The organism is Leptolyngbya sp. AS-A5, from assembly GCF_039962495.1.
In the GTDB taxonomy this organism is placed as follows: domain Bacteria; phylum Cyanobacteriota; class Cyanobacteriia; order Leptolyngbyales; family Leptolyngbyaceae; genus Leptolyngbya.
On record NZ_JAMPLL010000051.1, the window covers coordinates 1 to 19,430 of the forward strand.

At 47.5% G+C, this 19,430-nt stretch carries 21 protein-coding genes; 10 read left to right on the top strand and 11 right to left on the bottom strand.

Features of this window, described 5'->3' with window-relative positions:
- The first annotated feature begins 290 nt into the window (after positions 1-290).
- Positions 291-587, top strand: a complete 297-nt coding sequence (locus NC980_RS24715; protein ID WP_190377060.1) for a hypothetical protein — start codon at positions 291-293, stop codon at positions 585-587.
- A gap of 217 nt (positions 588-804) precedes the next feature.
- Here the strand turns inward: NC980_RS24715 and NC980_RS24720 are convergent, their stop codons facing one another.
- On the bottom strand, positions 805-2,034 hold the full coding sequence (locus tag NC980_RS24720) for an LL-diaminopimelate aminotransferase (RefSeq protein ID WP_190377061.1): 1,230 nt from the start codon (positions 2,032-2,034) through the stop codon (positions 805-807).
- Between the two features lie 177 nt (positions 2,035-2,211).
- Here NC980_RS24720 and mrdA point away from each other — a divergent pair, with 177 nt between their 5' ends.
- The 3 genes from mrdA to NC980_RS24735 are packed head-to-tail and all read left to right on the top strand — an operon-like array spanning position 2,212 to position 6,144.
- Entirely contained in the window at positions 2,212-3,990 is a 1,779-nt protein-coding gene (gene mrdA / locus NC980_RS24725) for a penicillin-binding protein 2 (RefSeq protein WP_190377062.1), read from the top strand.
- A gap of 57 nt (positions 3,991-4,047) precedes the next feature.
- The gene (locus NC980_RS24730; RefSeq protein ID WP_190377063.1) at positions 4,048-5,901 is read left to right on the top strand and encodes a DNA polymerase III subunit gamma/tau; all 1,854 of its coding nucleotides are present in this window, start codon (positions 4,048-4,050) and stop codon (positions 5,899-5,901) included.
- Between the two features lie 15 nt (positions 5,902-5,916).
- Entirely contained in the window at positions 5,917-6,144 is a 228-nt protein-coding gene (locus NC980_RS24735) for a hypothetical protein (protein WP_190377079.1), read from the top strand.
- 148 nt (positions 6,145-6,292) lie between these two features.
- On the opposite strand, the gene NC980_RS24740 is transcribed toward NC980_RS24735, so the two are convergent.
- Positions 6,293-7,369 (bottom strand): hypothetical protein, encoded by a 1,077-nt coding sequence (locus NC980_RS24740; protein ID WP_190377064.1) that lies wholly within the window; start codon positions 7,367-7,369, stop codon positions 6,293-6,295.
- A 330-nt stretch (positions 7,370-7,699) separates the two neighbouring features.
- On the opposite strand from NC980_RS24740, the gene NC980_RS24745 reads away from it, so the two are divergent.
- Together NC980_RS24745 and NC980_RS24750 are read left to right on the top strand one after the other, a co-directional pair.
- Entirely contained in the window at positions 7,700-9,043 is a 1,344-nt protein-coding gene (locus NC980_RS24745; RefSeq protein WP_190377065.1) for an erythromycin esterase family protein, read from the top strand.
- An 18-nt stretch (positions 9,044-9,061) separates the two neighbouring features.
- Complete coding sequence (locus NC980_RS24750) at positions 9,062-9,844, top strand: glucose 1-dehydrogenase (RefSeq protein WP_190377066.1); 783 nt, start codon at positions 9,062-9,064, stop codon at positions 9,842-9,844.
- 43 nt (positions 9,845-9,887) lie between these two features.
- Here NC980_RS24750 and NC980_RS24755 read toward each other — a convergent pair whose 3' ends face one another.
- The 9 genes from NC980_RS24755 to NC980_RS24795 all read right to left on the bottom strand — a co-directional run bounded on the left by NC980_RS24755 (position 9,888) and on the right by NC980_RS24795 (position 15,440).
- Entirely contained in the window at positions 9,888-10,091 is a 204-nt protein-coding gene (locus tag NC980_RS24755; RefSeq protein ID WP_190377067.1) for a hypothetical protein, read from the bottom strand.
- Between the two features lie 37 nt (positions 10,092-10,128).
- Positions 10,129-10,851 carry a phospholipase gene (locus NC980_RS24760; RefSeq protein WP_190377068.1) on the bottom strand — a complete coding sequence of 241 codons (723 nt, stop codon included), beginning with the start codon at positions 10,849-10,851 and terminating at the stop codon, positions 10,129-10,131.
- A 14-nt stretch (positions 10,852-10,865) separates the two neighbouring features.
- Entirely contained in the window at positions 10,866-11,177 is a 312-nt protein-coding gene (locus NC980_RS24765; RefSeq protein ID WP_190377069.1) for a hypothetical protein, read from the bottom strand.
- Positions 11,178-11,754: 577 nt separating this feature from the next.
- Positions 11,755-12,240 carry a hypothetical protein gene (locus tag NC980_RS24770; RefSeq protein ID WP_190377070.1) on the bottom strand — a complete coding sequence of 162 codons (486 nt, stop codon included), beginning with the start codon at positions 12,238-12,240 and terminating at the stop codon, positions 11,755-11,757.
- A gap of 210 nt (positions 12,241-12,450) precedes the next feature.
- Positions 12,451-12,753, bottom strand: a complete 303-nt coding sequence (locus NC980_RS24775) for an isochorismate lyase (RefSeq protein WP_190377071.1) — start codon at positions 12,751-12,753, stop codon at positions 12,451-12,453.
- A 128-nt stretch (positions 12,754-12,881) separates the two neighbouring features.
- Entirely contained in the window at positions 12,882-13,214 is a 333-nt protein-coding gene (locus NC980_RS24780; protein ID WP_190377072.1) for a DUF5615 family PIN-like protein, read from the bottom strand.
- The gene (locus NC980_RS24785) at positions 13,211-13,441 is read right to left on the bottom strand and encodes a DUF433 domain-containing protein (RefSeq protein WP_190377078.1); all 231 of its coding nucleotides are present in this window, start codon (positions 13,439-13,441) and stop codon (positions 13,211-13,213) included. The genes NC980_RS24780 and NC980_RS24785 overlap by 4 nt, the downstream gene beginning before the upstream one ends.
- 187 nt (positions 13,442-13,628) lie before the next feature.
- Positions 13,629-14,744: a PD-(D/E)XK nuclease family protein gene (locus NC980_RS24790; RefSeq protein ID WP_190377073.1), complete on the bottom strand. Its 1,116-nt coding sequence runs from the start codon at positions 14,742-14,744 to the stop codon at positions 13,629-13,631.
- A 573-nt stretch (positions 14,745-15,317) separates the two neighbouring features.
- Positions 15,318-15,440 carry a hypothetical protein gene (locus tag NC980_RS24795; RefSeq protein ID WP_277881393.1) on the bottom strand — a complete coding sequence of 41 codons (123 nt, stop codon included), beginning with the start codon at positions 15,438-15,440 and terminating at the stop codon, positions 15,318-15,320.
- A 44-nt stretch (positions 15,441-15,484) separates the two neighbouring features.
- Here NC980_RS24795 and NC980_RS24800 point away from each other — a divergent pair, with 44 nt between their 5' ends.
- From NC980_RS24800 to rtcA, 4 genes are read left to right on the top strand one after another with little or no spacing between them, the layout of a single operon-like run.
- Entirely contained in the window at positions 15,485-16,945 is a 1,461-nt protein-coding gene (locus NC980_RS24800) for an RtcB family protein (RefSeq protein ID WP_190377074.1), read from the top strand.
- Between the two features lie 3 nt (positions 16,946-16,948).
- Positions 16,949-17,845 (top strand): GTP-binding protein, encoded by an 897-nt coding sequence (locus tag NC980_RS24805; protein ID WP_190377075.1) that lies wholly within the window; start codon positions 16,949-16,951, stop codon positions 17,843-17,845.
- 4 nt (positions 17,846-17,849) lie between these two features.
- Positions 17,850-18,281, top strand: coding sequence for an archease (locus tag NC980_RS24810; RefSeq protein ID WP_190377076.1), 432 nt, complete (start codon positions 17,850-17,852; stop codon positions 18,279-18,281).
- Between the two features lies 1 nt (position 18,282).
- Positions 18,283-19,335, top strand: coding sequence for an RNA 3'-terminal phosphate cyclase (gene rtcA / locus NC980_RS24815; RefSeq protein ID WP_190377077.1), 1,053 nt, complete (start codon positions 18,283-18,285; stop codon positions 19,333-19,335).
- Positions 19,336-19,430 lie beyond the last annotated feature (95 nt).

Genomic DNA, 19,430 nt, shown 5'->3' on the forward strand with positions numbered 1-19,430 from the left:
GCAAAAGAGTTCTTCTAGACTAGACATGAGGGCAAATTGGGCGGGATTTTTAGCAATTTCAGCCTATCGAGTTTGCCCCTTTCTTGTCCCATTCCTTATCCCGAACTCAGGTTAGATTAAGGTTTCGCGCAAGGCTTGGGCGGCATCGATCGATAAGAAAGTCGCGAGGAGAAAGTAAACGCCACGAAACCGAGAATCACCGAAAAAGGTTTGCACGATGAAAAATGCGGCGATTTTGTCGTGTCGGAAATATCATTCTTTCTGAATTTCGCCTTCAAACAGCAACGATCATGATTGAAACGAGAAACTTGGTGTTTGAAGGGCGATCGTTTGAGTTTAGAGAACGATTGTTTGCGTTCAGAGGACGATCGTTGCTGTTTGGAAGACGATCGTTTCGCTTCAGAGAACGATTGTTTGCGTTCAGAGGACGATCGTTGCTGTTTGGAAGACGATCGTTTCGCTTCAGAGCACGATCGTTTGCCCTTGAAACGCGAATCTTGGAGTTTGGAAGACGATCGTTTCGCTTCAGAGCACGACCGTTGGTGTCGCGTCTCTCAATCAACCAAACTCTTACGCAATTTTGGTGAAACGAAGGTGCGGTAGCTTCGCTTCACGCAGTGTTCGCTGATTGCGTTGACACATCTACTGCATATCAGATTGTTCAAGTGCCCTACTTCACCAAAATTGCGTAAGAGTCGCAAAGAGCCCACTCATTGCAGACCTATTAATCTTCTCAAAGTCCCTCAGAATGGGGGATTTAGGGGGCAATCAGTCGCTCAAACCGAAGCCAAGATTCATGTCTACTTAGAACTTTGCCGTAATCCGCTTCATTGCTTCAACGACATTTTCCCGGCTATTAAACGCAGAAATGCGGAAATATCCTTCCCCTGCTGCACCAAATCCCGATCCAGGCGTACCCACCACATTGCAGACATTCAGCAACTTATCGAAGAAATCCCAACTCGATAAGCCATTCGGCGTTTTCACCCAGACATAAGGTGCATTCACACCGCCATAAACAGAAAGACCCGCTTTGGTCAGTTCTTCGCGAATGATCTTGGCATTTTCCAAATAGAAATTCACCAATGTCTTGATCTGTGCCTGTCCTTCCTCGGAATAAACCGCTTCCGCGCCTCGCTGAACAATGTAAGACACGCCGTTAAATTTAGTCGATTGGCGACGATTCCACAGCTTCCACAATTCCACATCTGAACCATCAGCAGCTTTTGCCGTTAGCGTCTTCGGCACAACCGTCAGCGCACAGCGCGTCCCGGTGAAGCCAGCATTTTTAGAGAACGATCGAAACTCGATCGCACAATTCCGCGCCCCTTCAATCTCATAGATCGATCGCGGCAAGCTTTCATCGGTGACATACGCTTCATACGCTGCATCGAAGAAGATGATCGTGCCGTTTGCCTTCGCGTAATCCACCCAAGCCTTCAAATACTCTTTAGTTGCAACTGCACCTGTAGGATTGTTCGGGAAACAGAGATAAACCAAATCAACTTTCTGCGAGGGAATCTCAGCCGTGAAGTTGTTTTCCGCAGAAATTGGTAGATAAACTAATCCCGCATATTCGCCCCGATCGTTGGCTTCCCCGGTATTGCCTGCCATCACATTCGTATCGACATACACCGGATACACCGGATCAGTCACCGCGATCGTATTGTCGTGCCCAAAGATTTCCAAAATATTGCCTGTGTCACATTTCGAGCCATCCGACACAAAAATCTCAGAGGCATCAATCTCACAGCCTCGCGCCTGAAAATCATGTTTCGCAATCTTTTCCCTGAGCCACTCGTAACCCTGTTCAGGCCCATAACCCTTAAAGAGACTACGATCGCCCATGTCCTCAACCGCTTTGATCATCGCCTGACGACACGCTTCTGGTAGCGGTTCGGTCACATCCCCAATTCCCAAACGAATAATCGGAGCATCAGGATTTGCCTGCGCGAAAGCATTCACCCGCCGAGCAATTTCGGGGAATAAGTAACCTGCTTTCAGCTTCAAATAATTGTCGTTAACGGTTGCCATGTCGATTGAGTATGAATTGAGTGTGAATAAGGTCTGACTCACCATTATTCATCAGATTTCACATCAGATTTCACAGGGGCTTCAAATAATTCCACCAGAATCCTCTTCTCTTACTGGATCTGTTACAGTAAGTCCGATGTCATTTCTTTGACCTTGTTCTCACCCTTAGCGCAACGTATGGCGAACACCTTCTATTCATCGACGAATTCCTGGGTCAGCAAAGCACGATCGCAGCGCTCCTTCCGGGCGGTGATTCTATTCCTACTTGCCAGTGGCGTGATGAGCGTTTGTGGATTTCGCCTCGCCTATCTGCAACTGGTTGAAGGAAAAAACAACCGCCAGCTTGCTGAACAAAACCGCGTCCGATCGCTTTCCATCGTGGCTGATCGCGGAAATTTGATCGATCGCAAAGGCAAACCGATCGTCGTGAATCGCTTGTCGCGAGCCGTGTATCTCTATCCGCGTGAGCAAACCAAAGAACAATGGCAGGTATCGGCTCAGCGCATTAGCGAGTTATTAGAAATCCCGAAAGAAGACATTATCAAAAAGCTCGAAGAAGTGAAGTATCGATCGGTGTCCCCAGTGCGAATTCTGCGGGGACTTGATGAGAAGAAATTTATCGCGCTGCACGAAGTCGGGCAAATTCGCGGCTTAGAAGTTCAAGCAGAATCAACCCGCCAGTATCCTTATGGAAGCCTTGGTGCTCATGTTTTAGGCTACATCGGTGAAGCAACGCAAGAAGATCTTAAAGCAAATCCCCAATTTCCCAACGGAATGCTGGTCGGACAGATGGGCATTGAGCGGATTCAAGATGCGACATTGCGCGGCACCTGGGGCAGACGGCTGATTGAGGTGGATGCGGCAGGCAAAGAGTTAAAGATGCTCGGTGTGCAGCCGCCCGTTGCAGGAGCGCCGCTACAGTTAACGCTCGATGTCAAACTGCAACAAGCGGCTGAGAAAGCATTAGCCGGACGACGCGGCGCAGTTGTAGCGCTCGATGTGAAAACGGGTGCGGTTCTCGTCATGGCAAGCGGGCCGACCTTTGATCCGAATATTTTTACTCGCAAAATCAGCCAGAAGACCTGGGATGCACTGCAAAGCCAAGACCATCCTTTTCTCAACCGCGCTTTGCAAGGCTATCCACCAGGTAGCACCTTCAAAATTGTGACTGCAATGGCAGCGATGAAGTCCGGTCAATTTTCTGCAACTTCAATGTTGCCAACTTACAGCGCCATAAACATTGGCGGAACTCTCTTTCACGAACATGGTGATGCTAGCTACGGGACGATCGGGTTTCGGGATGCGTTAGCAGTCAGTAGTAATACGTTTTTCTATCAGCTTGGCATGGCGATCGGCCCTGAAGCGATTTCTGAGTGGGGTCAAAAATTCGGCGTTGGCACGACTTCTACCATGGGCTTAGATGGTGGCAGTCATGGCATCATTCCCACACCCAAACAGAAGGAGAAATTATTCAAAGAGCCGTGGTATGTCGGAGATACAGTCAGTACCTCGATCGGGCAAGGAATGGTACAGATGACTCCGCTAGAAATGTCAGTCATGGTTTCAACCGTGGCGAATGGAGGTAAGCGCATCAAGCCTCATTTACTCGCAAGTCAAACTTACCAACCGAATATGCAGCCCGAGTCGCTGGGGTTTGAGCCATCTGCTCTAAAAGTTCTGCAAGAAGGACTCACAGCCGTTGTGCAAGAAGGAACGGCACGCAGTCTTGGCGACGGCTCGATTCCGCTCACCGCCGGTAAAACGGGAACGGCAGAGGTTCAAGGACAGGAGGACAATTCGCTCTACGTGGGGTATGGGCCAGTCAGCAATCCTCAGATTGCGATCGCGGTTGTGGTTGAAAACGGCGGTTATGGAGCGACAGCCGCAGTACCGATCGCGCATGAAGTGTACAAAGCCTTTTTCGGAGCGGCGAAACCTGCTCCGAAAGCAGAATAAACTCAAAGATCGCGATCGCAAGGTAGGATCAATCAGTCGATTTGCGAATATCGCCCTGTGACCTACGTTCCCCTTCATCACAAATACCGTCCCCAAACGTTCTCGCAGCTTGTGGGTCAAGACGCGATCGCGACCACCCTGTCAAATGCGCTGAAGCAAAACCGGATTGCGCCTGCCTATCTCTTCACGGGTGCACGCGGAACCGGTAAAACTTCTAGCGCCCGAATCTTTGCAAAATCACTCAATTGTATTTCGACGAATGCACCAACTGACAAGCCTTGTGGCGTTTGTCAGACCTGTCAGGAGATTACTAAAGGTAATGCCCTAGATGTCATTGAGATTGACGCTGCAAGTAATACCGGAGTTGATAATATTCGTGAGCTTATCGAACGCGCTCAATTTGCTCCTGTGCAATGCAGATATAAGACTTATGTGATCGACGAAGTTCATATGTTAAGTAATGCTTCGTTCAATGCTTTATTGAAAACTTTAGAAGAACCCCCGGAACAAGTTGTTTTCATTTTAGCGACCACTGATCCGCAAAGAGTTTTACCGACCATTATCTCTCGCTGTCAACGGTTCGATTTTCGGCGGATTCCGATCGACGATATGACCCAACACCTCACGATGATCGCCGAGAAAGAAGGAATTGCGATCGCAGAGGATGCCCTCTATCTAATTGCTCAAATCTCTCAAGGTGGCTTACGCGATGCCGAAAGCTTGCTTGATCAACTGAGCCTTTTATCCGGTGATATTACCGTTGAACGCGTTTGGGATTTAGTGGGTGCAGTTCCAGAGCGCGATCTAATGGCGCTAGTTGAAGCGATCGCTCAAAACCAGCCAGAAACCGTTCTTGATACCACTCGCCGCTTGATGGATCGCGGACGGGAGCCTTTAATTGTGCTGCAAAATTTAGCCAGCTTCTATCGTGATTTATTGATTGCAAAAACGGCTCCCGATCGCGGAGATTTAGTTGCGCTTACGTCTCCAACTTGGGTGCAGCTTTGCGAGTTTGCAAAAGGAGTCTCGATCGGAACAATCCTCGCTGGACAACAACGCCTCAAGGAAAGCGAACTGCAATTAAAAAACTCTACTCAGCCTCGTCTCTGGCTAGAAGTAACATTAATGGGACTATTGCCTTCTGCAGTCACAACCGAATCGACTCAACCGATTGCTGCTCAACCGATTGCTGCTCAACCGATTGTTGCTCAACCGATTGCTGCTCAACCGATCGCAAAACCTGTCCAAACGATTGCCCCACCGATTCCAGAACCGATTAAGCCTCCTGTTCCGGCAACGACTCCGGAGCCAATACCAAAACCGATACAAGAGTCACCAGACAGTGATCTAACGGATCTGGAGCAACTCTGGCAAACGATCATCAGTAATTTACAACCTTTGGGAACGCAAGCCCTGTTAAAACAACAGGGAAGCTTACTTTCGTTTGATGGAGAAGTGGCTCAAATTGGTGTAGCTCAAAAACTCTTAGGATTGGCACAAGGACGATCGAAAAACATTGCTGCCGCGCTCACCAAAACTTTTGGAAAAGAAATCAAGTTCAGCTTGGTGGTCGCACCGACGACTGCTGTAACATCCCCAACGCCCCCTCCTGCACCTTCACCCACCGAACCTTCAGAACCCGCTCTGCCTCCATTCTCCAATCCCACTCCACCTGTTACGACCAACCCCGAACCCCACTCCGAATCTACTTCCGAAGAACCTCCCCAGCCCTCTTACAAACGCTCAGATTGGGAAGACGATGAAGTTGCTCGTGCGGCAAGAACATTAGCGGAAGCATTCAATGGGTCTGTGGTTGATGCAGACGAGGCTGAGATTGAAGCGATCGGCACCCCAGACGAGATTCCAGAACTAGAAGACGCGATCGACGACGAAGATGATACAGAGTTCTAAAAACACCTGAGTTCGATGACCCTCATAGAACCATTAAAAACGATCCCCGACCCCCGATGCCACCGAGGACAACGGCATGAATTGTGGTTAACTCGAACTCAGGTTAGTTGGGGCTTGAGTGCGTCAGCGGTGTGTCGGTTGATTCAACGGGTGGAAACGCTGCTGTTGGCATCAGGTAAGTTCCGCTTACCGGGCAAAAACAATTGCATCAGGACGCATACGCTTGGCAAGTGTGGGTCGTAGATGTGACCGAGAGCCAGATCGAACGCCCGAAAAAAACCAAAGAGCTTACCACAGTGGCAAAAAGCGAAAACACACGCTGAAAGCGCAAATGGTTGTCAACTAATACCACCGGACAAATTATCCGCACCGCCTTTGGCAAATGTTCGCTCTACTTTGACAGTTTGTCCCAGGTTTGAACAATAGACTGGAGGGATCTTGGAAGATTCTTTGTTTCTAAATCAATGTACTGCGTTGTCATTCCCATTCCTTGCAGAGTCGTGGTCGGATAGTCTGCGAAAGCGGCACTACTGAGATAGCGCAGATTGTGCAAATTGGGAAATCGTTGTGTTTGGAGCAATTGCTCAAATCGTTCAACTTCCGGTTGAGACAGCCGTTTCACAATCACCGGACGAGTCCGAATGTTCGGAGCGCTGACGTATTTCGTAATCACGCCCTCTTTAGTCAAGCTCAGCCGCGTCACTGTACCTGCAAGATCCCCCGAAACGATCGATTGAAATACCACAGTGTCCTCGATCAGCAGTTTGTTTTCTTCTGGAATAAACGAAGGCACTAATTCGCCTCGGCTACCACTTGCGGTTGAATTCTGAACGATGCGAGTTCCAGACTGATCGAGGTGATAGATCCAACTCCGTTCGCCATTAGTTACGATCGCTTGCCACCCAGGTATCGCGATCCTAGTACAAGCTTGCCGAGGTTTGAAGATGCCAAGACAACCATCCCAGGTCGTCGATCGGACTGCTGCAATCTTCAAGCGATCGACGGGGACTCGAACTTGTCGCGAAACCTTGTTCAACAAGCGTTGGCTGACTTCAATGGGTAAAGTTACCTCACTCGATCGTGGCTCTAAGCGAATGGTGTTGGCATTACTGTCTGTGCGGTAGGTTAAGTTGTTCTGTCCATCTGAGACTTCGACTCGCCAGCCTTCGACCAGTGCTTGGGCGCAGATTTCAGCCGCACCTCCTAAGCCGAGACAGCTATCCATCCAAGTCTGCTGATTGAAGCTCACAAGATTGACCGCACTCGGCTGAACGCCAAACTGTTGAGCGGCAGCTTGGCGAACCTTCTGTTCGACGGATTCCGGCAAGGCAGCAAGCTTTGGCGTGAGGGCAACCTCGAACAGCCGAGGAGCCGCAAATCCAGCTTGAATGGAAAGCCCAGCACTGGTACTGAGCATGAATCCAGCCAGCGCGATCGTCGTCATCTGATGCAACAAACGAGAATTCATAACAATTGAGAGTGTTAAGGACAGGTCTAACTTAGCTAGTCGAATGCTGAAGGACGATTGCTGTTTCTGAATTTGCTACAGCACTCACAATTCGTTACTCAACGTGTCGCAGGTGACGTGCGCTCGGCGAGGTGTTACCAGAGTTTGATTCGCTTTCATTACCTGCGAGCATTACATGATCTCCCTCTAAAGGTTCAAGAACTCTGCAAGTAGGGATACCTCAAGAGTTGGAGGAAAAGATGAGCTTCAGTCTCTAGGCTGGTTGGTGTGACAGGTGAGCGCGATCGATAACTATCAATTCTTTTCAAAATATAAGTAGCTGGAGGAACGATGCCAAATGCTACAGATACAAACCTCGTCGATGCTGTAAGTCAAGCGGCTTGTCCACTAACAGGCACAACCTCAGATTATGATTCTCTGATGGATCTAATTGGGGATGCACGTTTGGTGTTGATAGGTGAAGCAACGCATGGAACTCATGAGTTCTATCAACAGCGAGCAGAAATCACGAAACGATTGATTCAAGACAAAGGCTTCACTGCTGTTGCCGTTGAAGCGGACTTTCCAGATGCTTATCGAGTGAACCGCTATGTACGGGGAGTGAATCTCGATCCGACTCCTGAAGCCGCATTACGAGGGCTTCAACAATTTCCAACTTGGATGTGGCGCAATGTTGATGTCGTCGCTTTCGTCGGCTGGTTGCGTCAGCATAACGATGCCCTCACTCTAAGCCAATCCAAGGTTGGCTTCTATGGCTTAGATTTGTACAGTCTGTATCGCTCGATCGCAGCCGTGCTGGATTACCTTGATCGCGTTGACCCAGAAGCGGCAAAACGGGCACGCGATCGCTATGCTTGCTTAGACCACTTTGCTGAAGATGCTAAAGACTATGGTTACGCGGTCACCTTTGGCTTCGGTGAATCTTGTCAAGAAAAAGTCGTGAATCAGTTAACGGAGTTACAACAACAATTGGGCTATACCCAACAAGAGGGTCAGGTTGCAGCGGATGAATTCTTCTATGCAGAACAAAACGCTCGTTTGGTAAAAGATGCCGAAGCCTACTATCGCTCGATGTTTGAGGGGCAGGTATCGTCCTGGAATGTGCGCGATCGTCACATGGCTGATAGCTTGGATAATTTAGTTGAATATCTCGATCGCCAAGGAAATGAGTCTAAAGTCGTCGTTTGGGCGCACAACTCTCATTTAGGAGATGCACGGGCAACTGATATGAGCAAAGCTGGAGAGTGGAACCTCGGTCAACTCGTGCGCGAAAAATATGGACAGGATGCTGTCTTGATCGGATTCAGCACTTATACCGGAACCGTGACCGCTGCCGCTCACTGGAATGAACTTCCGCAGTTAAAGCGAGTTTGCCCAAGTTTACCCGGTAGCTACGAGGCACTCTTTCACGAGACTGGACTTCCTCAATTTTGGATTAATCTGCAAGCTGAAAATTTAGCAGTTGCAGGATTGCGGGAGCGGCGATTAGAGCGAGCAATCGGTGTGATTTATCGTCCTGAAACGGAACGCGAGAGCCACTACTTCTATGCGTCGCTGCCTCAACAGTTCGATGTCATGATTCACATTGATGACACTCGTGGGGTCGAACCGATCGATCGTACCGTTGAATCGATGACCGACGAAGTACCAGAAACCTTTCCCTCTGCCCTTTAACCAATCACGGAGGATAGTATGACTGAGAAAAAGTTAGCGAATGAAATTGCGATCGTCACGGGTTCTGATTCTGGGATTGGACAGGCAACCGCGATCGCCTTTGCCCGTGAGGGTGCAGATGTTGCTGTGACCTATCTTGAAGATCAGCAGGGAGCTGAGCATACCGTGCAACGGATCGAAGAAGCCGGACAAAAAGCAATTCTCGTGCAACTCGATCAAAGCAAGCCGGAAAGCGTAGAGCAGCTATTTCAAACCGTGAAAGATAAGTTAGGTACCCCAACCGTTCTTGTGAATAATGCTGCCACCTCGTCTGCAAACACTCCAGTGAGCGAGATGTCGTTCGAGGCTTGGGATCATGCGATTAAGACGAATCTGTATGGTCCTTTCCTTTGCTGTCAACAGTTTATCCGTGCGATCAAGGGGGTTGACAAGCGGGGTGTGATTATCAATATTTCTAGCGTGCATGAAGAAATCCCCAATCCTGGAACCGCAGATTACTGTGCGGCGAAAGGTGGGTTGCGTAATCTCACACGGGTTCTAGCTTTAGAATTGGCAGACCAGCCGATCAATGTGAATAACATTGCGCCTGGAATGATTTTGACTCCGATGAACCAATCTGCGCTGGATGACCCTGAAGCTTGGAAGCAACAGGTACAGCACATTCCGTTGAAACGAGCAGGGGAACCCCAAGAGATTGCTCATGCAGCCGTATTTCTAGCATCGAAAGATGGGAGATACATTCACGGAACGACATTGTTTGTTGATGGTGGATTAATGCAAAATATCGGTCAAGGAGCTTGAAGGTGGGCTAAGGCTTCAAATAAAGCCTTAACCTCTGTTGTGTTTACTCGACAGTCTGGGAGGGTTGGCTCTCAGTCTCCGGCTGCTCGGTTGAATCAGCAGAAGTTGTAGCGACCCCAGCAGCTTCGACATCAAGATAAGAAGCTTGAATCTCTTCATCACCGGGAGAAGCACTCAATTCGTCTTGAGGAAGCTGCTCAACGCCAAGGGATTCATCTTCTTTTAGGTTCGGTTGCGGGTTGGACATTGTTCTACTCCAATAGAGATTATCAAAACAACTGTAATTAATGAGGTATGACTGATTGAGTGGTGAACCATTGCATTGCTTCATAAGCGATCGCACTAGGAACCGTATGCGAACCGTCAAATTCTCGGTAAAGCACGTCGTAGCCTGCTTGTTGTAGTCGTGGCACAATCCGACGACTGCATTGATCAATCGGCAACACTGTATCGCCTTTGCCGTGAGACACAAAGCATCGGGGTTGTCCGACTTGAGTTGCGGGTGCTATAAATCCAGGCGAGAAAGCAAGGATATCAGTAAACAAATCCCCATTGGTAACGCCTACGGAAAGGGCATAGGATGCTCCATCTGAGAAACCTGCGATCGCGATTTGATTCGGGTTAATCGAATAACAAGAAAACGTCTGTGACAATGCTTGATCAATAAAGGCAATGTCAGAACCATAATGACTGAGAATCACATCCCAAGTTTGCTCACGTGAGTCGATCGCTAACACGATCGCGCTCAATTGCTCTGCCCATTGCTGAATGATGCTGAGTCCATTTTCCGCATTGCCTCCTGCACCATGTAGCATCAGCACGAGAGGATTAGAAGAATCTGCTCGATAAGCTGTAGGAACATAAAGTAACCCATCTCGCTTACCTGCTAATTTGAGCGGATGCAGCCCAGGAGAGCCAGATCCTTTCGGCTGTATCGAACGAGCGCGTAATCGCCCTGCTGCGGCTGAACTTGATTGCTTCAGAAGTTTAGAGTTGATTCGCGGCATAATTTCAATTACCGTTATTCTGCGCTGGGAGCATCCGTTGTGAGAGACAAGTTGCCTTCGTCATCAAGCTGCGTCAGATCGACTGGATAATTTCCTGTTGTTGTAAATTGTTTCGCTTCGGTCGGATCATCGGTATCCTGATCGCCGGAAAAGTTGCTTGCGACAGGTTCGTTGCTCGAATCATCGAGTTGGGGATCGACTTGGGCGTTTGCATCGAGTAATGCACTTCCACCTGCAGCATGGGTCTGTCCTGAGATCGTTTGTTGCGCTTCTAGTGCTGCTTGGTTGGGAGTTGCGCCTTGGTTTGCCATTGATTGGTCGTTCATGGTTTGAAGTGTTTTAGTGTTGCAGTTTGTTTCGTAGAGTCAGCATTGATCGCACTGTCAGAAATTTTCACCAGCACAGGGATTGATCGAGTATCTGATAACAGGCTTTCATGCTAAGAATTGCTGTAAGCTCAACCGTCTATCCAATGCCATATTTATGATTACTTTGAAATAACAAGCGATCGAAGAAATGAGAGCTTGTTCAATGAAACAATCAGTTCGCTTCAATCTAGAACAGAATGTTACTCCTATGGTAAAGATGACATCTGCAAGCAATCATTACGCTAGTAAATTGTGGTGAACTAACTGAACAGATATCACGAACAAACGTGAGATTGAGAGAAAATGAAGACTGGGAAACCTGTGATTATCGTACACGGAGGAGTGAAGTGCGATCGACACGCTGATCAGTCGTGTAGAGGAAGGAGCAGGATGTATTTTAATAGATCGTCAAGGGCGTATCGGGTGGGCGCACAACTCTCAAGATATGGCGGTTGCTTATAGTTGCTTGTATGAGTGAGGATTTAGCGCAACCTGCTATCTTTACCCGTAAGGAGCAAACTTCGGTCATTCCAGTCTAAAATCTAATATGTTTTCTCAGCATCCTTTTTTTCAAGGAAATTCGTTTTCTGATTTGTTTGCTCAAGACATGCAGGTCGATCGCGATCGTGGTTGCATCGACTAAATCCCGCAGTTGGTTGAGTGCCATCAGGATTGTTAATAAGCGATCGAAGGTTGCTAGATCCTGTTGAAATTTCTCGGTATCAAAGGAGCGGGGTAGGAAGTCGGATTTCTGTTGGATGACTTCTAGAACTTTGCCAGCAAAGATGCGGTTTTTGTTGCCCATGCCTAACATTGATTTTCGTTCTTCTGCGCTGAGGTCGCGTAAGAAGGGGAGGAGAACGTTGATCTGAGTGATCAGGTTGAGAATGGTATCTCGATCGCTTTGGCTCAGAAGTTCAGCACCCGTGGAGCTAGAAGCATCAGAGGGGAAAAGGAGGGCAGAATGGTTTGAGGGGCACTGTTGCCGTTGCTCGTGCCATTGCCGTTTGTTTTGATTCATCAAGGTATCGATGCACGCTGTTGCATCTACTAAACATGCTCCTAGCGTTTCCGTGTTGAAGAGTGGGATTTGCAAGGAGCAGGTTATTTTTTGGAGAGGGGTGTGATCGCTGGAAAATAACGGTTCGCTTCACCCGCTGCTAGTAACTTTTCGGACTCAATCAACTATCTCGATACGATCGGTGTGCAAGCACATTGTTATAGGGCGCTTCTACTCAATTTTGGATTGCTTCCAGTGCTTCATTTCCTCATCAATAAAGTGATTAACTAAATCCCGATACATTTTTTCAATTGCATCTGCATTTAATCCTTCCTCTTCTGCCCAGACTCGACGCTGCCCTAACATTGCGTTAAAGCGTTCAGGTGCTTTAACGGTAGTTTTACTCGTCTTGAATTTAGAGGCAGCCTTGACGTATGCGAAACGCTGACCAAGTAGAGCAACAACTTGACGATCTAACCGATCAATTTCGGCTCGAATATCCGCCATATTTTCACATTGATTAGGTGTCTTCATAGTGTGCAAAGCTGAGTGATGGGGCTAGTTTTCAACTTGAGTCAAGGGTTCACATAATACTGGAAAATTCGTTTGCGTCTTGAAAACTACTTCAACCCACAAACTCAGCCTTCATAAAGTTCGGGGCATTATGACAAAGCAAGCAGCGATAAATTCTTATCTGCATAAAATATTTTGATCACTTCAAAGTTCTGACGTAGCAAATTCTCAACTTGCAATGTTGAACAGTTTCCCAAGCGAAGCCAAATAACTTTCGGTGGATTGCCAAATACTAAGCTCAAATCGTGCATATCTGCATCTTTTGAGACAATCATCAAATCGTTGTCTTTTGCATAATTCCAAACGATTGGATCGCTTGTTGCCTTCATACCCACATCTCGAACGTGAAGCGAATTTGGGAAAAGATTGCCCAGACGGCTCGGCAACTTTGACAACAAGTTCTCATCGAAAAGTAATCTCATGCAGAGAATGGAGAAATCATCAACCGACGCTCACGGTCAGCAGCATAAGCGATACAGGCTTTTAAGTCTTCTCGCGTTAGATCGGGAAAATCGTCAAGAATTTCTGCTTCAGTCATCTCGGAAGCTAAGTACTCCAGCACTTCATAGACTGTAATTCTTAAACCACGCACACAGGGTTTCCCACCCCGTTTATCAGGTTCAATTGTGATGAAGTTTTGGTAGTTCATCGTTAAAATCACCTTCATTAAGTAGCCCTATCATAAGGCTTCGTCAGTCACAACCAGCACCAACAGATATTTCTTAAGCTACTGCCCCCACTAATAGACTGAGCCGCATAACGATTATGTTCAGTGGCAGCGAAGGAACTAAAACGATAGACAAAGAAACTTTCAACTGTCCGCTGCAACGCGATCGTTAGGTGGCTGACAGTGCATCACTGGAGTCTCCACTATCTTGAATGGCTCCCCAAGGGAGATTTGAATACTCATTCTTAATCTTTTCCAATTCTTCCAGTGTTTGTAGGAAGAACTGCTTGATTGCTGCTATGTGATCTTCCTCAGAAAGAAAATCTTGCAAACTTTTTTCTCGAGCGATACCTGACCAAGCCTTTGCGTCATTCAGCCCATATCCTTGCCAATTGTACTGTTTATAAATATCCTTCATGGCGTCAATAATTTCTATTCGGCGATTAGAGCTAGGAGCTACTTCGAGCATAAGACGGACGGTTGGATAATCAGTCAGGCTTGATGTTTTGAGTATAAAACCTAGACCACACCACCATTTTCCACTTGGCATATCAGCAGTCATCAAATATCGTCCATGCAATTGCATTTGAGTGAGTGCAGCATTCTGTCGTTTGATTGCCCCTAAAACTTTCTCAAAGCGCTGGCTCACCTCTCCCCACATTGCTTCCTCCATCAGTTTTAGTGATTTTGTGAAATTTGCTAACGCAATTACATCAATAGATGAAAACTGATTATTGTGTGCCATTTGATGTTCATTCATAAATTCAATAACTTCTTGGACAAGTATTGTGCCTGTGTAAGATTGAAGAAATCGGTGAAATTGATGCCATCGTAACTGCTTAAAGTGAACAATGGAATCAGGAATGTTTTTAAAGATAACTGTTTTATCTTTCGGCTCAAAGTCACGAGTGATGTACAAAAGTATTTTTTTGTGGAAGCCTGGAAGTTTATGCAAGATCTCTGCATACCTGGAGAGTTGTTCGTAGCCTTCCTGAGAGGCAATTTTACTTTCAATAAAGATGAGACTACTACTTCTGTTATCTACCAGCTCGATTAAGAGATCGGGGCGACCACCTAAAAGATGTCCATCAAGGGGTTCAAACTCCCTCTGTGTTGAAATATGCACATCCAGATAAGTATTTGTGTCAAGCAAATTTAGATCTTCGAGCCAAGCATATAGAATTTCTTGGTTCTTACTGAAGAGATAAGCAACTAGTTCTGTGAAGAAATCCTCTAGTGGAATACTGCCAGTATTGAGATGTAGGAGCCGACTAAACAGTGACATATTTACTCACTTGTTTTTATGTTCCCAAGAGGCAGCCATTTGTACCGCCCTTAACCAAGAACCTAAGCCAACTAACTCATTTTTAGACAGATTCGACCCGACTTACTCTGTCTAATCTCCCGAATTGGGATCCTAAGAAGATGAAGATTCACATAACACTCTGGAGCAGCATATTACCCAGACGAAAACTCTGTTTAACACCCCAAATTGGATGATTAGGCAGACAACAATCTGTCTAACACTCCAAATCAGGACGTTATCTAGACGGAAATCTGTATATCATCCTGAAAAAGGACTTTATCCAGACTAAGATTCTGTATATCATGCCGAAATAAGTTTTATACAGAATCTACGTCCGTATAATATCCCTCGGTTTAACGCACTTTACTTACTTCTTCAAGAAATATTTATCATTGACATTTCAGCGCACTCCACTCACGCAAGCTTCACTCCACTGGAAGTGTTCGCGCTCCCTTCACCTCCCAAAGCTCACCCCTGACCTCTCAAAGCTGACGCACGAGCTTCCAGAGCTAACCCGCGATCGCTCAAAGCTGACGCATGAGCTTCCGAGGTTCACCCCTTGAGCTTCCAGAGCCGATCGTTGAGCTTCCCAAGCTGACGCATGAGCCTCCAAAGCTCGATCGAGGAAAAATACTGTTCGATCAGATCCGCCATTCGATACAAGCATGTTGTCATATAGCTCGCCAAGATTAAGCTGTGCTTCGTAGGAAGGTGATGCGATGGCTACGATCGAGGTCTTAACTCAAATCTCTGATGTCATCTGGGAAATCCCTACGTCCTACAAAGACGGGATGCGAGTTCCGGCTCGGCTTTATGGGACAGAGAAATTGATTCGAGAACTCGATGATGCCGTTTACGATCAGATTACGAATGTCGCAACGCTTCCGGGAATCACCAAATATGCACTCTGTATGCCTGATGGTCATTTTGGCTATGGCTTTCCGATCGGGGGCGTTGCTGCAATGGACATTGAGCAAGGGGGTGTCATTTCTCCGGGCGGTATCGGGTTTGACATTAATTGCGGAATGCGGTTAGTAACCACGAACTTAACGTATAAAGACGTGAAGCCGCATCTGAAGGAACTCGTCGATAAGCTGTACGATCGCGTTCCGGCAGGAGTCGGTAGCACTGGTTTTGTCAAACTCTCGCGCAACGACTTTCGCAAGGTGGTAGAGCAAGGAGCGCAATGGTGCATCAACAATGGGTATGGTTGGGAAGATGACCTGGAATTCATGGAAGAACAAGGGTGTATCAAGGGAGCCGATGCCAGCAAGATCAGTGAGAAAGCTATCGATCGGGGGTTTCATCAAATCGGAACATTAGGATCGGGCAATCACTATCTTGAAATTCAAGTTGCCAAGCGAGAAAACATTTTTGATAAAGCATTGGCAAAGCAGATGGGGATTACCAAACCGGATCAAGTGGTGATCATGTTTCACTGTGGTAGCCGAGGCTTTGGACATCAGGTTGCAACCGATTATTTGCAGCGATTTCTTAAAGTGATGGATAGCAAGTATGGGATTAAGGTTCTCGATCGAGAGCTCGCCTGTGCGCCGTTTGACTCTCCCGAAGGACAAGCCTATTTTGCCGCGATGAAGTGCGGTATCAATATGTCCTTTGCCAATCGCCAAGTCATTTTGCATCGCATTCGAGAAGTGTTTTCGCAAGTGTTTGGGCAATCGGCAGAAGATTTGGGAATGCAGCTTGTGTATGATGTGTCTCACAACACTGCGAAGTTAGAAAAACATATTGTGGATGGCAAGGAGCGATCGCTGCTCGTTCACCGCAAAGGAGCCACTCGCGCGTTTGCTCCCGAAATGGCTGACCTGCCAGAACGCTACAAAGAAACCGGACAGCCTGTGATCATTGGGGGCAGCATGGAAACTGGCTCATACTTGCTTACCGGAGTTGCGACAGGCGATCAAACCTTTTACAGTACAGCTCACGGTAGCGGACGCACGATGAGCCGCACCAAAGCCCGTAAAACATGGCGCGGAGATGCACTACAGAAACAAATGCAGCAACGAGGGATTTATGTTCGGAGTACATCCTACACAGGGCTAGCAGAAGAAGCAGGCGGTGCTTACAAAGATGTCGATGAAGTGATCGAAGCAGCAGAACTGGCAGGCATTAGTCAACGAGTCGCGAAGTTAACGCCGATCGGCAATATCAAGGGGTGAACTATGACAGCACGTACACCCCTCACAGTTGTTACGGGACCTTTGGGCAGCGGCAAAACTACCCTGTTGCGACACATTCTGAGTGTGATGCCGCGAAAGTTGGCAATTTTGATGAACGAGTTTGGGGAGATTGCGATCGACACCAAAATCCTTCAAGGCAAAAACGTTGAAATGGCAGACTTAGGTGGCGGTTGCGTTTGTTGTTCGCTCTTGGGTGAATTTGAAGCGGCAGTCGATGAAATTATTGCAACGGTCAATCCGGATCAGATCATTGTGGAAACAACGGGCGTAGCAGAACCCGATGCATTAGTGTTTGATATTCAAGAAAGCTTGCCTCAAGTGCGGCTCGATGGAGTTGTCACTGTGATGGATGCTGATGGTCTAGTGGCATATCCTCAAATTGGGCATACCTCTCGGATTCAAATTGAATCGGCTGATCTCATTCTGTTGAACAAGGTTGATTTGGTGACTGAAACTGAGTTAGAAACAGTCATCCATAAACTTCAGTCATTCAATGAAGTGGCATTTATTGTTTCCACTGTTCGATGCCACGTTGATTTGGATCTATTGTTTGGCATTGGTCGAGAACGCTTACAACCTGCTCCACACCATCAACATCAGCTAGAGTTTGAATCGTTTAGTTACAGCGCCCAATCGGTTTACGATCGCGCTTGTTTTGAAACCTTTGCCGATTCTATGAACTCAACGATCTATCGAGCAAAAGGATTCATTCAACTTCCGGAGGGTACGCATCTCTTCAATTTTGTGGCGGGGCGCTGGGATTTAGAGTTGTTTGATGCTCCCGCAACAGAACTGGTCTTTATTGGCAAGCAAGTGCGTCAGCTTCAATCTAACATTTGCGATCGCCTGCAAGCTTGTGAACGATCGTCAGGAGAATAGCCCCATGCCTTACGAATTTCTAGAGGAAGTTGCAACGGCAGATATTGCCTTCCATGCCTGGGGAGCCGATCTAGAGGAAGTCTTCAAAGCGGCTGGGGATGCGGTGATCAATACAATGATTGAAAATTTAGATGCGATCGTACTTACCGAAACGCGCCTGTTCAAGCTAGAGGATGACGCGCTCGATTTATTGTTATTCAACTTTCTCCAAGAGTTTGTTTACTACAAGGATAGCGAACTACTTTTACTGAGGGCGCAACAAATTCAGATCAAAGAACAAGCAGCAATCTATCATCTCACTGCAACAACGCAAGGCGAACGGTTAGATCGCGATCGCCATCACCAGCGAGTGGATGTCAAAGCTGTCACACTCCATCAATTTGAACTAAAAAAGACCGACACGGGTTGGTCAGCACAAGTCATTCTAGATATCTAACATGCTACAGATTGATGGTTCCTATGGAGAAGGCGGCGGACAAATCCTGCGAACAAGCCTCAGTTTAGCGGCGATTACGGGACAAGCGATTCGCATTGATCGCGTTCGGGCACGACGGGCAAAACCCGGACTCGCGATTCAACATCTCACCGCAGTCAGGGCAGCAGCAGCGCTCTGCCAGGCAGAAATCACAGGCGATAGGGTTGGCTCCACTCAACTAGAATTTATCCCGACGCAATCGGTCCAAGCCGGAAATTATACCTTTGATGTGGCTGAAACCCTTGGAACTGGATCTGCTGGAGCCGTAACGCTGATTCTGCAAACCGTTTTACTTCCCCTAGCACTCACAACAGGTACATCAACCGTGGCCTTGAGAGGTGGAACGTTCATCCCCTTCAGTCCACCCGCTTCGTACATCGAGCAAGTGTATTTGCCCACCTTGCAGCGTATGGGAGTTCAGGCAGAGGTAGAAATCCTGGCTTGGGGCTGGTATCCACGCGGAGGGGGTGAAATCCAATTACGAGTGAGCGGCAATGGTGGTAGTGTTGGTTCGCTTCACCCGATTCAATTACTAGAGCGCGGATCTCTACAACAGATTAAAGGATTAGCGATCGTGACCGAACTCCCGTCTCACATTCCCCAGCGGATAGCGAGTCGTGCGGAAAACTTGTTAGCGGAAGCCCAACTAAAAGCACAGGTAAAAGCACGACGACTCAAGGGCGTTGGTGCGGGTGCGGGTGTTTTTCTGACTGCCGAATATGCGCAAACAAGAGCAGGCTTTGGAGCCATTGGAAAACTTGGATTACCCGCCGAAGAAGTGGCAACGATCGCAGTTCAAGAATTTTTAGACTTTCACAAGACTGGAATGCCCGTTGATCTTCATCTAGCCGATCAATTGCTCTTACCTGCGGCGTTGGCATCGAGTTCTAGCCAGTATCGAGCCGCTCAAATCAGTCTGCATCTATCAACGAATGCTTGGGCGATCGAGCAATTTGGTCTAGCAAAAATCTCGATCGACCCAACAGAACACCAAATTAACCTGAGTTCGGGATAAGGAATGGGACAAGAAAGGGGCAAACTCGATAGGCTGAAATTGCTAAAAATCCCGCCCAATTTGCCCTCATGTCTAGTCTAGAAGAACTCTTTTGC

Excerpts from the sequence above, each read along its gene's own strand:
- NC980_RS24715 (WP_190377060.1), top strand. The coding sequence starts at position 291 with ATGATTGAAACGAGAAACTTGGTGTTTGAAGGGCGATCGTTTGAGTTT.
- NC980_RS24720 (WP_190377061.1), bottom strand. The coding sequence starts at position 2,034 with ATGGCAACCGTTAACGACAATTATTTGAAGCTGAAAGCAGGTTACTTA.
- mrdA (WP_190377062.1), top strand. The coding sequence starts at position 2,212 with ATGGCGAACACCTTCTATTCATCGACGAATTCCTGGGTCAGCAAAGCA.
- NC980_RS24735 (WP_190377079.1), top strand. The coding sequence starts at position 5,917 with ATGACCCTCATAGAACCATTAAAAACGATCCCCGACCCCCGATGCCAC.
- NC980_RS24740 (WP_190377064.1), bottom strand. The coding sequence starts at position 7,369 with ATGAATTCTCGTTTGTTGCATCAGATGACGACGATCGCGCTGGCTGGA.
- NC980_RS24745 (WP_190377065.1), top strand. The coding sequence starts at position 7,700 with ATGCCAAATGCTACAGATACAAACCTCGTCGATGCTGTAAGTCAAGCG.
- NC980_RS24750 (WP_190377066.1), top strand. The coding sequence starts at position 9,062 with ATGACTGAGAAAAAGTTAGCGAATGAAATTGCGATCGTCACGGGTTCT.
- NC980_RS24755 (WP_190377067.1), bottom strand. The coding sequence starts at position 10,091 with ATGTCCAACCCGCAACCGAACCTAAAAGAAGATGAATCCCTTGGCGTT.
- NC980_RS24760 (WP_190377068.1), bottom strand. The coding sequence starts at position 10,851 with ATGCCGCGAATCAACTCTAAACTTCTGAAGCAATCAAGTTCAGCCGCA.
- NC980_RS24765 (WP_190377069.1), bottom strand. The coding sequence starts at position 11,177 with ATGAACGACCAATCAATGGCAAACCAAGGCGCAACTCCCAACCAAGCA.
- NC980_RS24770 (WP_190377070.1), bottom strand. The coding sequence starts at position 12,240 with ATGAATCAAAACAAACGGCAATGGCACGAGCAACGGCAACAGTGCCCC.
- NC980_RS24775 (WP_190377071.1), bottom strand. The coding sequence starts at position 12,753 with ATGAAGACACCTAATCAATGTGAAAATATGGCGGATATTCGAGCCGAA.
- NC980_RS24780 (WP_190377072.1), bottom strand. The coding sequence starts at position 13,214 with ATGAGATTACTTTTCGATGAGAACTTGTTGTCAAAGTTGCCGAGCCGT.
- NC980_RS24785 (WP_190377078.1), bottom strand. The coding sequence starts at position 13,441 with ATGAACTACCAAAACTTCATCACAATTGAACCTGATAAACGGGGTGGG.
- NC980_RS24790 (WP_190377073.1), bottom strand. The coding sequence starts at position 14,744 with ATGTCACTGTTTAGTCGGCTCCTACATCTCAATACTGGCAGTATTCCA.
- NC980_RS24795 (WP_277881393.1), bottom strand. The coding sequence starts at position 15,440 with ATGACAACATGCTTGTATCGAATGGCGGATCTGATCGAACAGTATTTT.
- NC980_RS24800 (WP_190377074.1), top strand. The coding sequence starts at position 15,485 with ATGGCTACGATCGAGGTCTTAACTCAAATCTCTGATGTCATCTGGGAA.
- NC980_RS24805 (WP_190377075.1), top strand. The coding sequence starts at position 16,949 with ATGACAGCACGTACACCCCTCACAGTTGTTACGGGACCTTTGGGCAGC.
- NC980_RS24810 (WP_190377076.1), top strand. The coding sequence starts at position 17,850 with ATGCCTTACGAATTTCTAGAGGAAGTTGCAACGGCAGATATTGCCTTC.
- rtcA (WP_190377077.1), top strand. The coding sequence starts at position 18,283 with ATGCTACAGATTGATGGTTCCTATGGAGAAGGCGGCGGACAAATCCTG.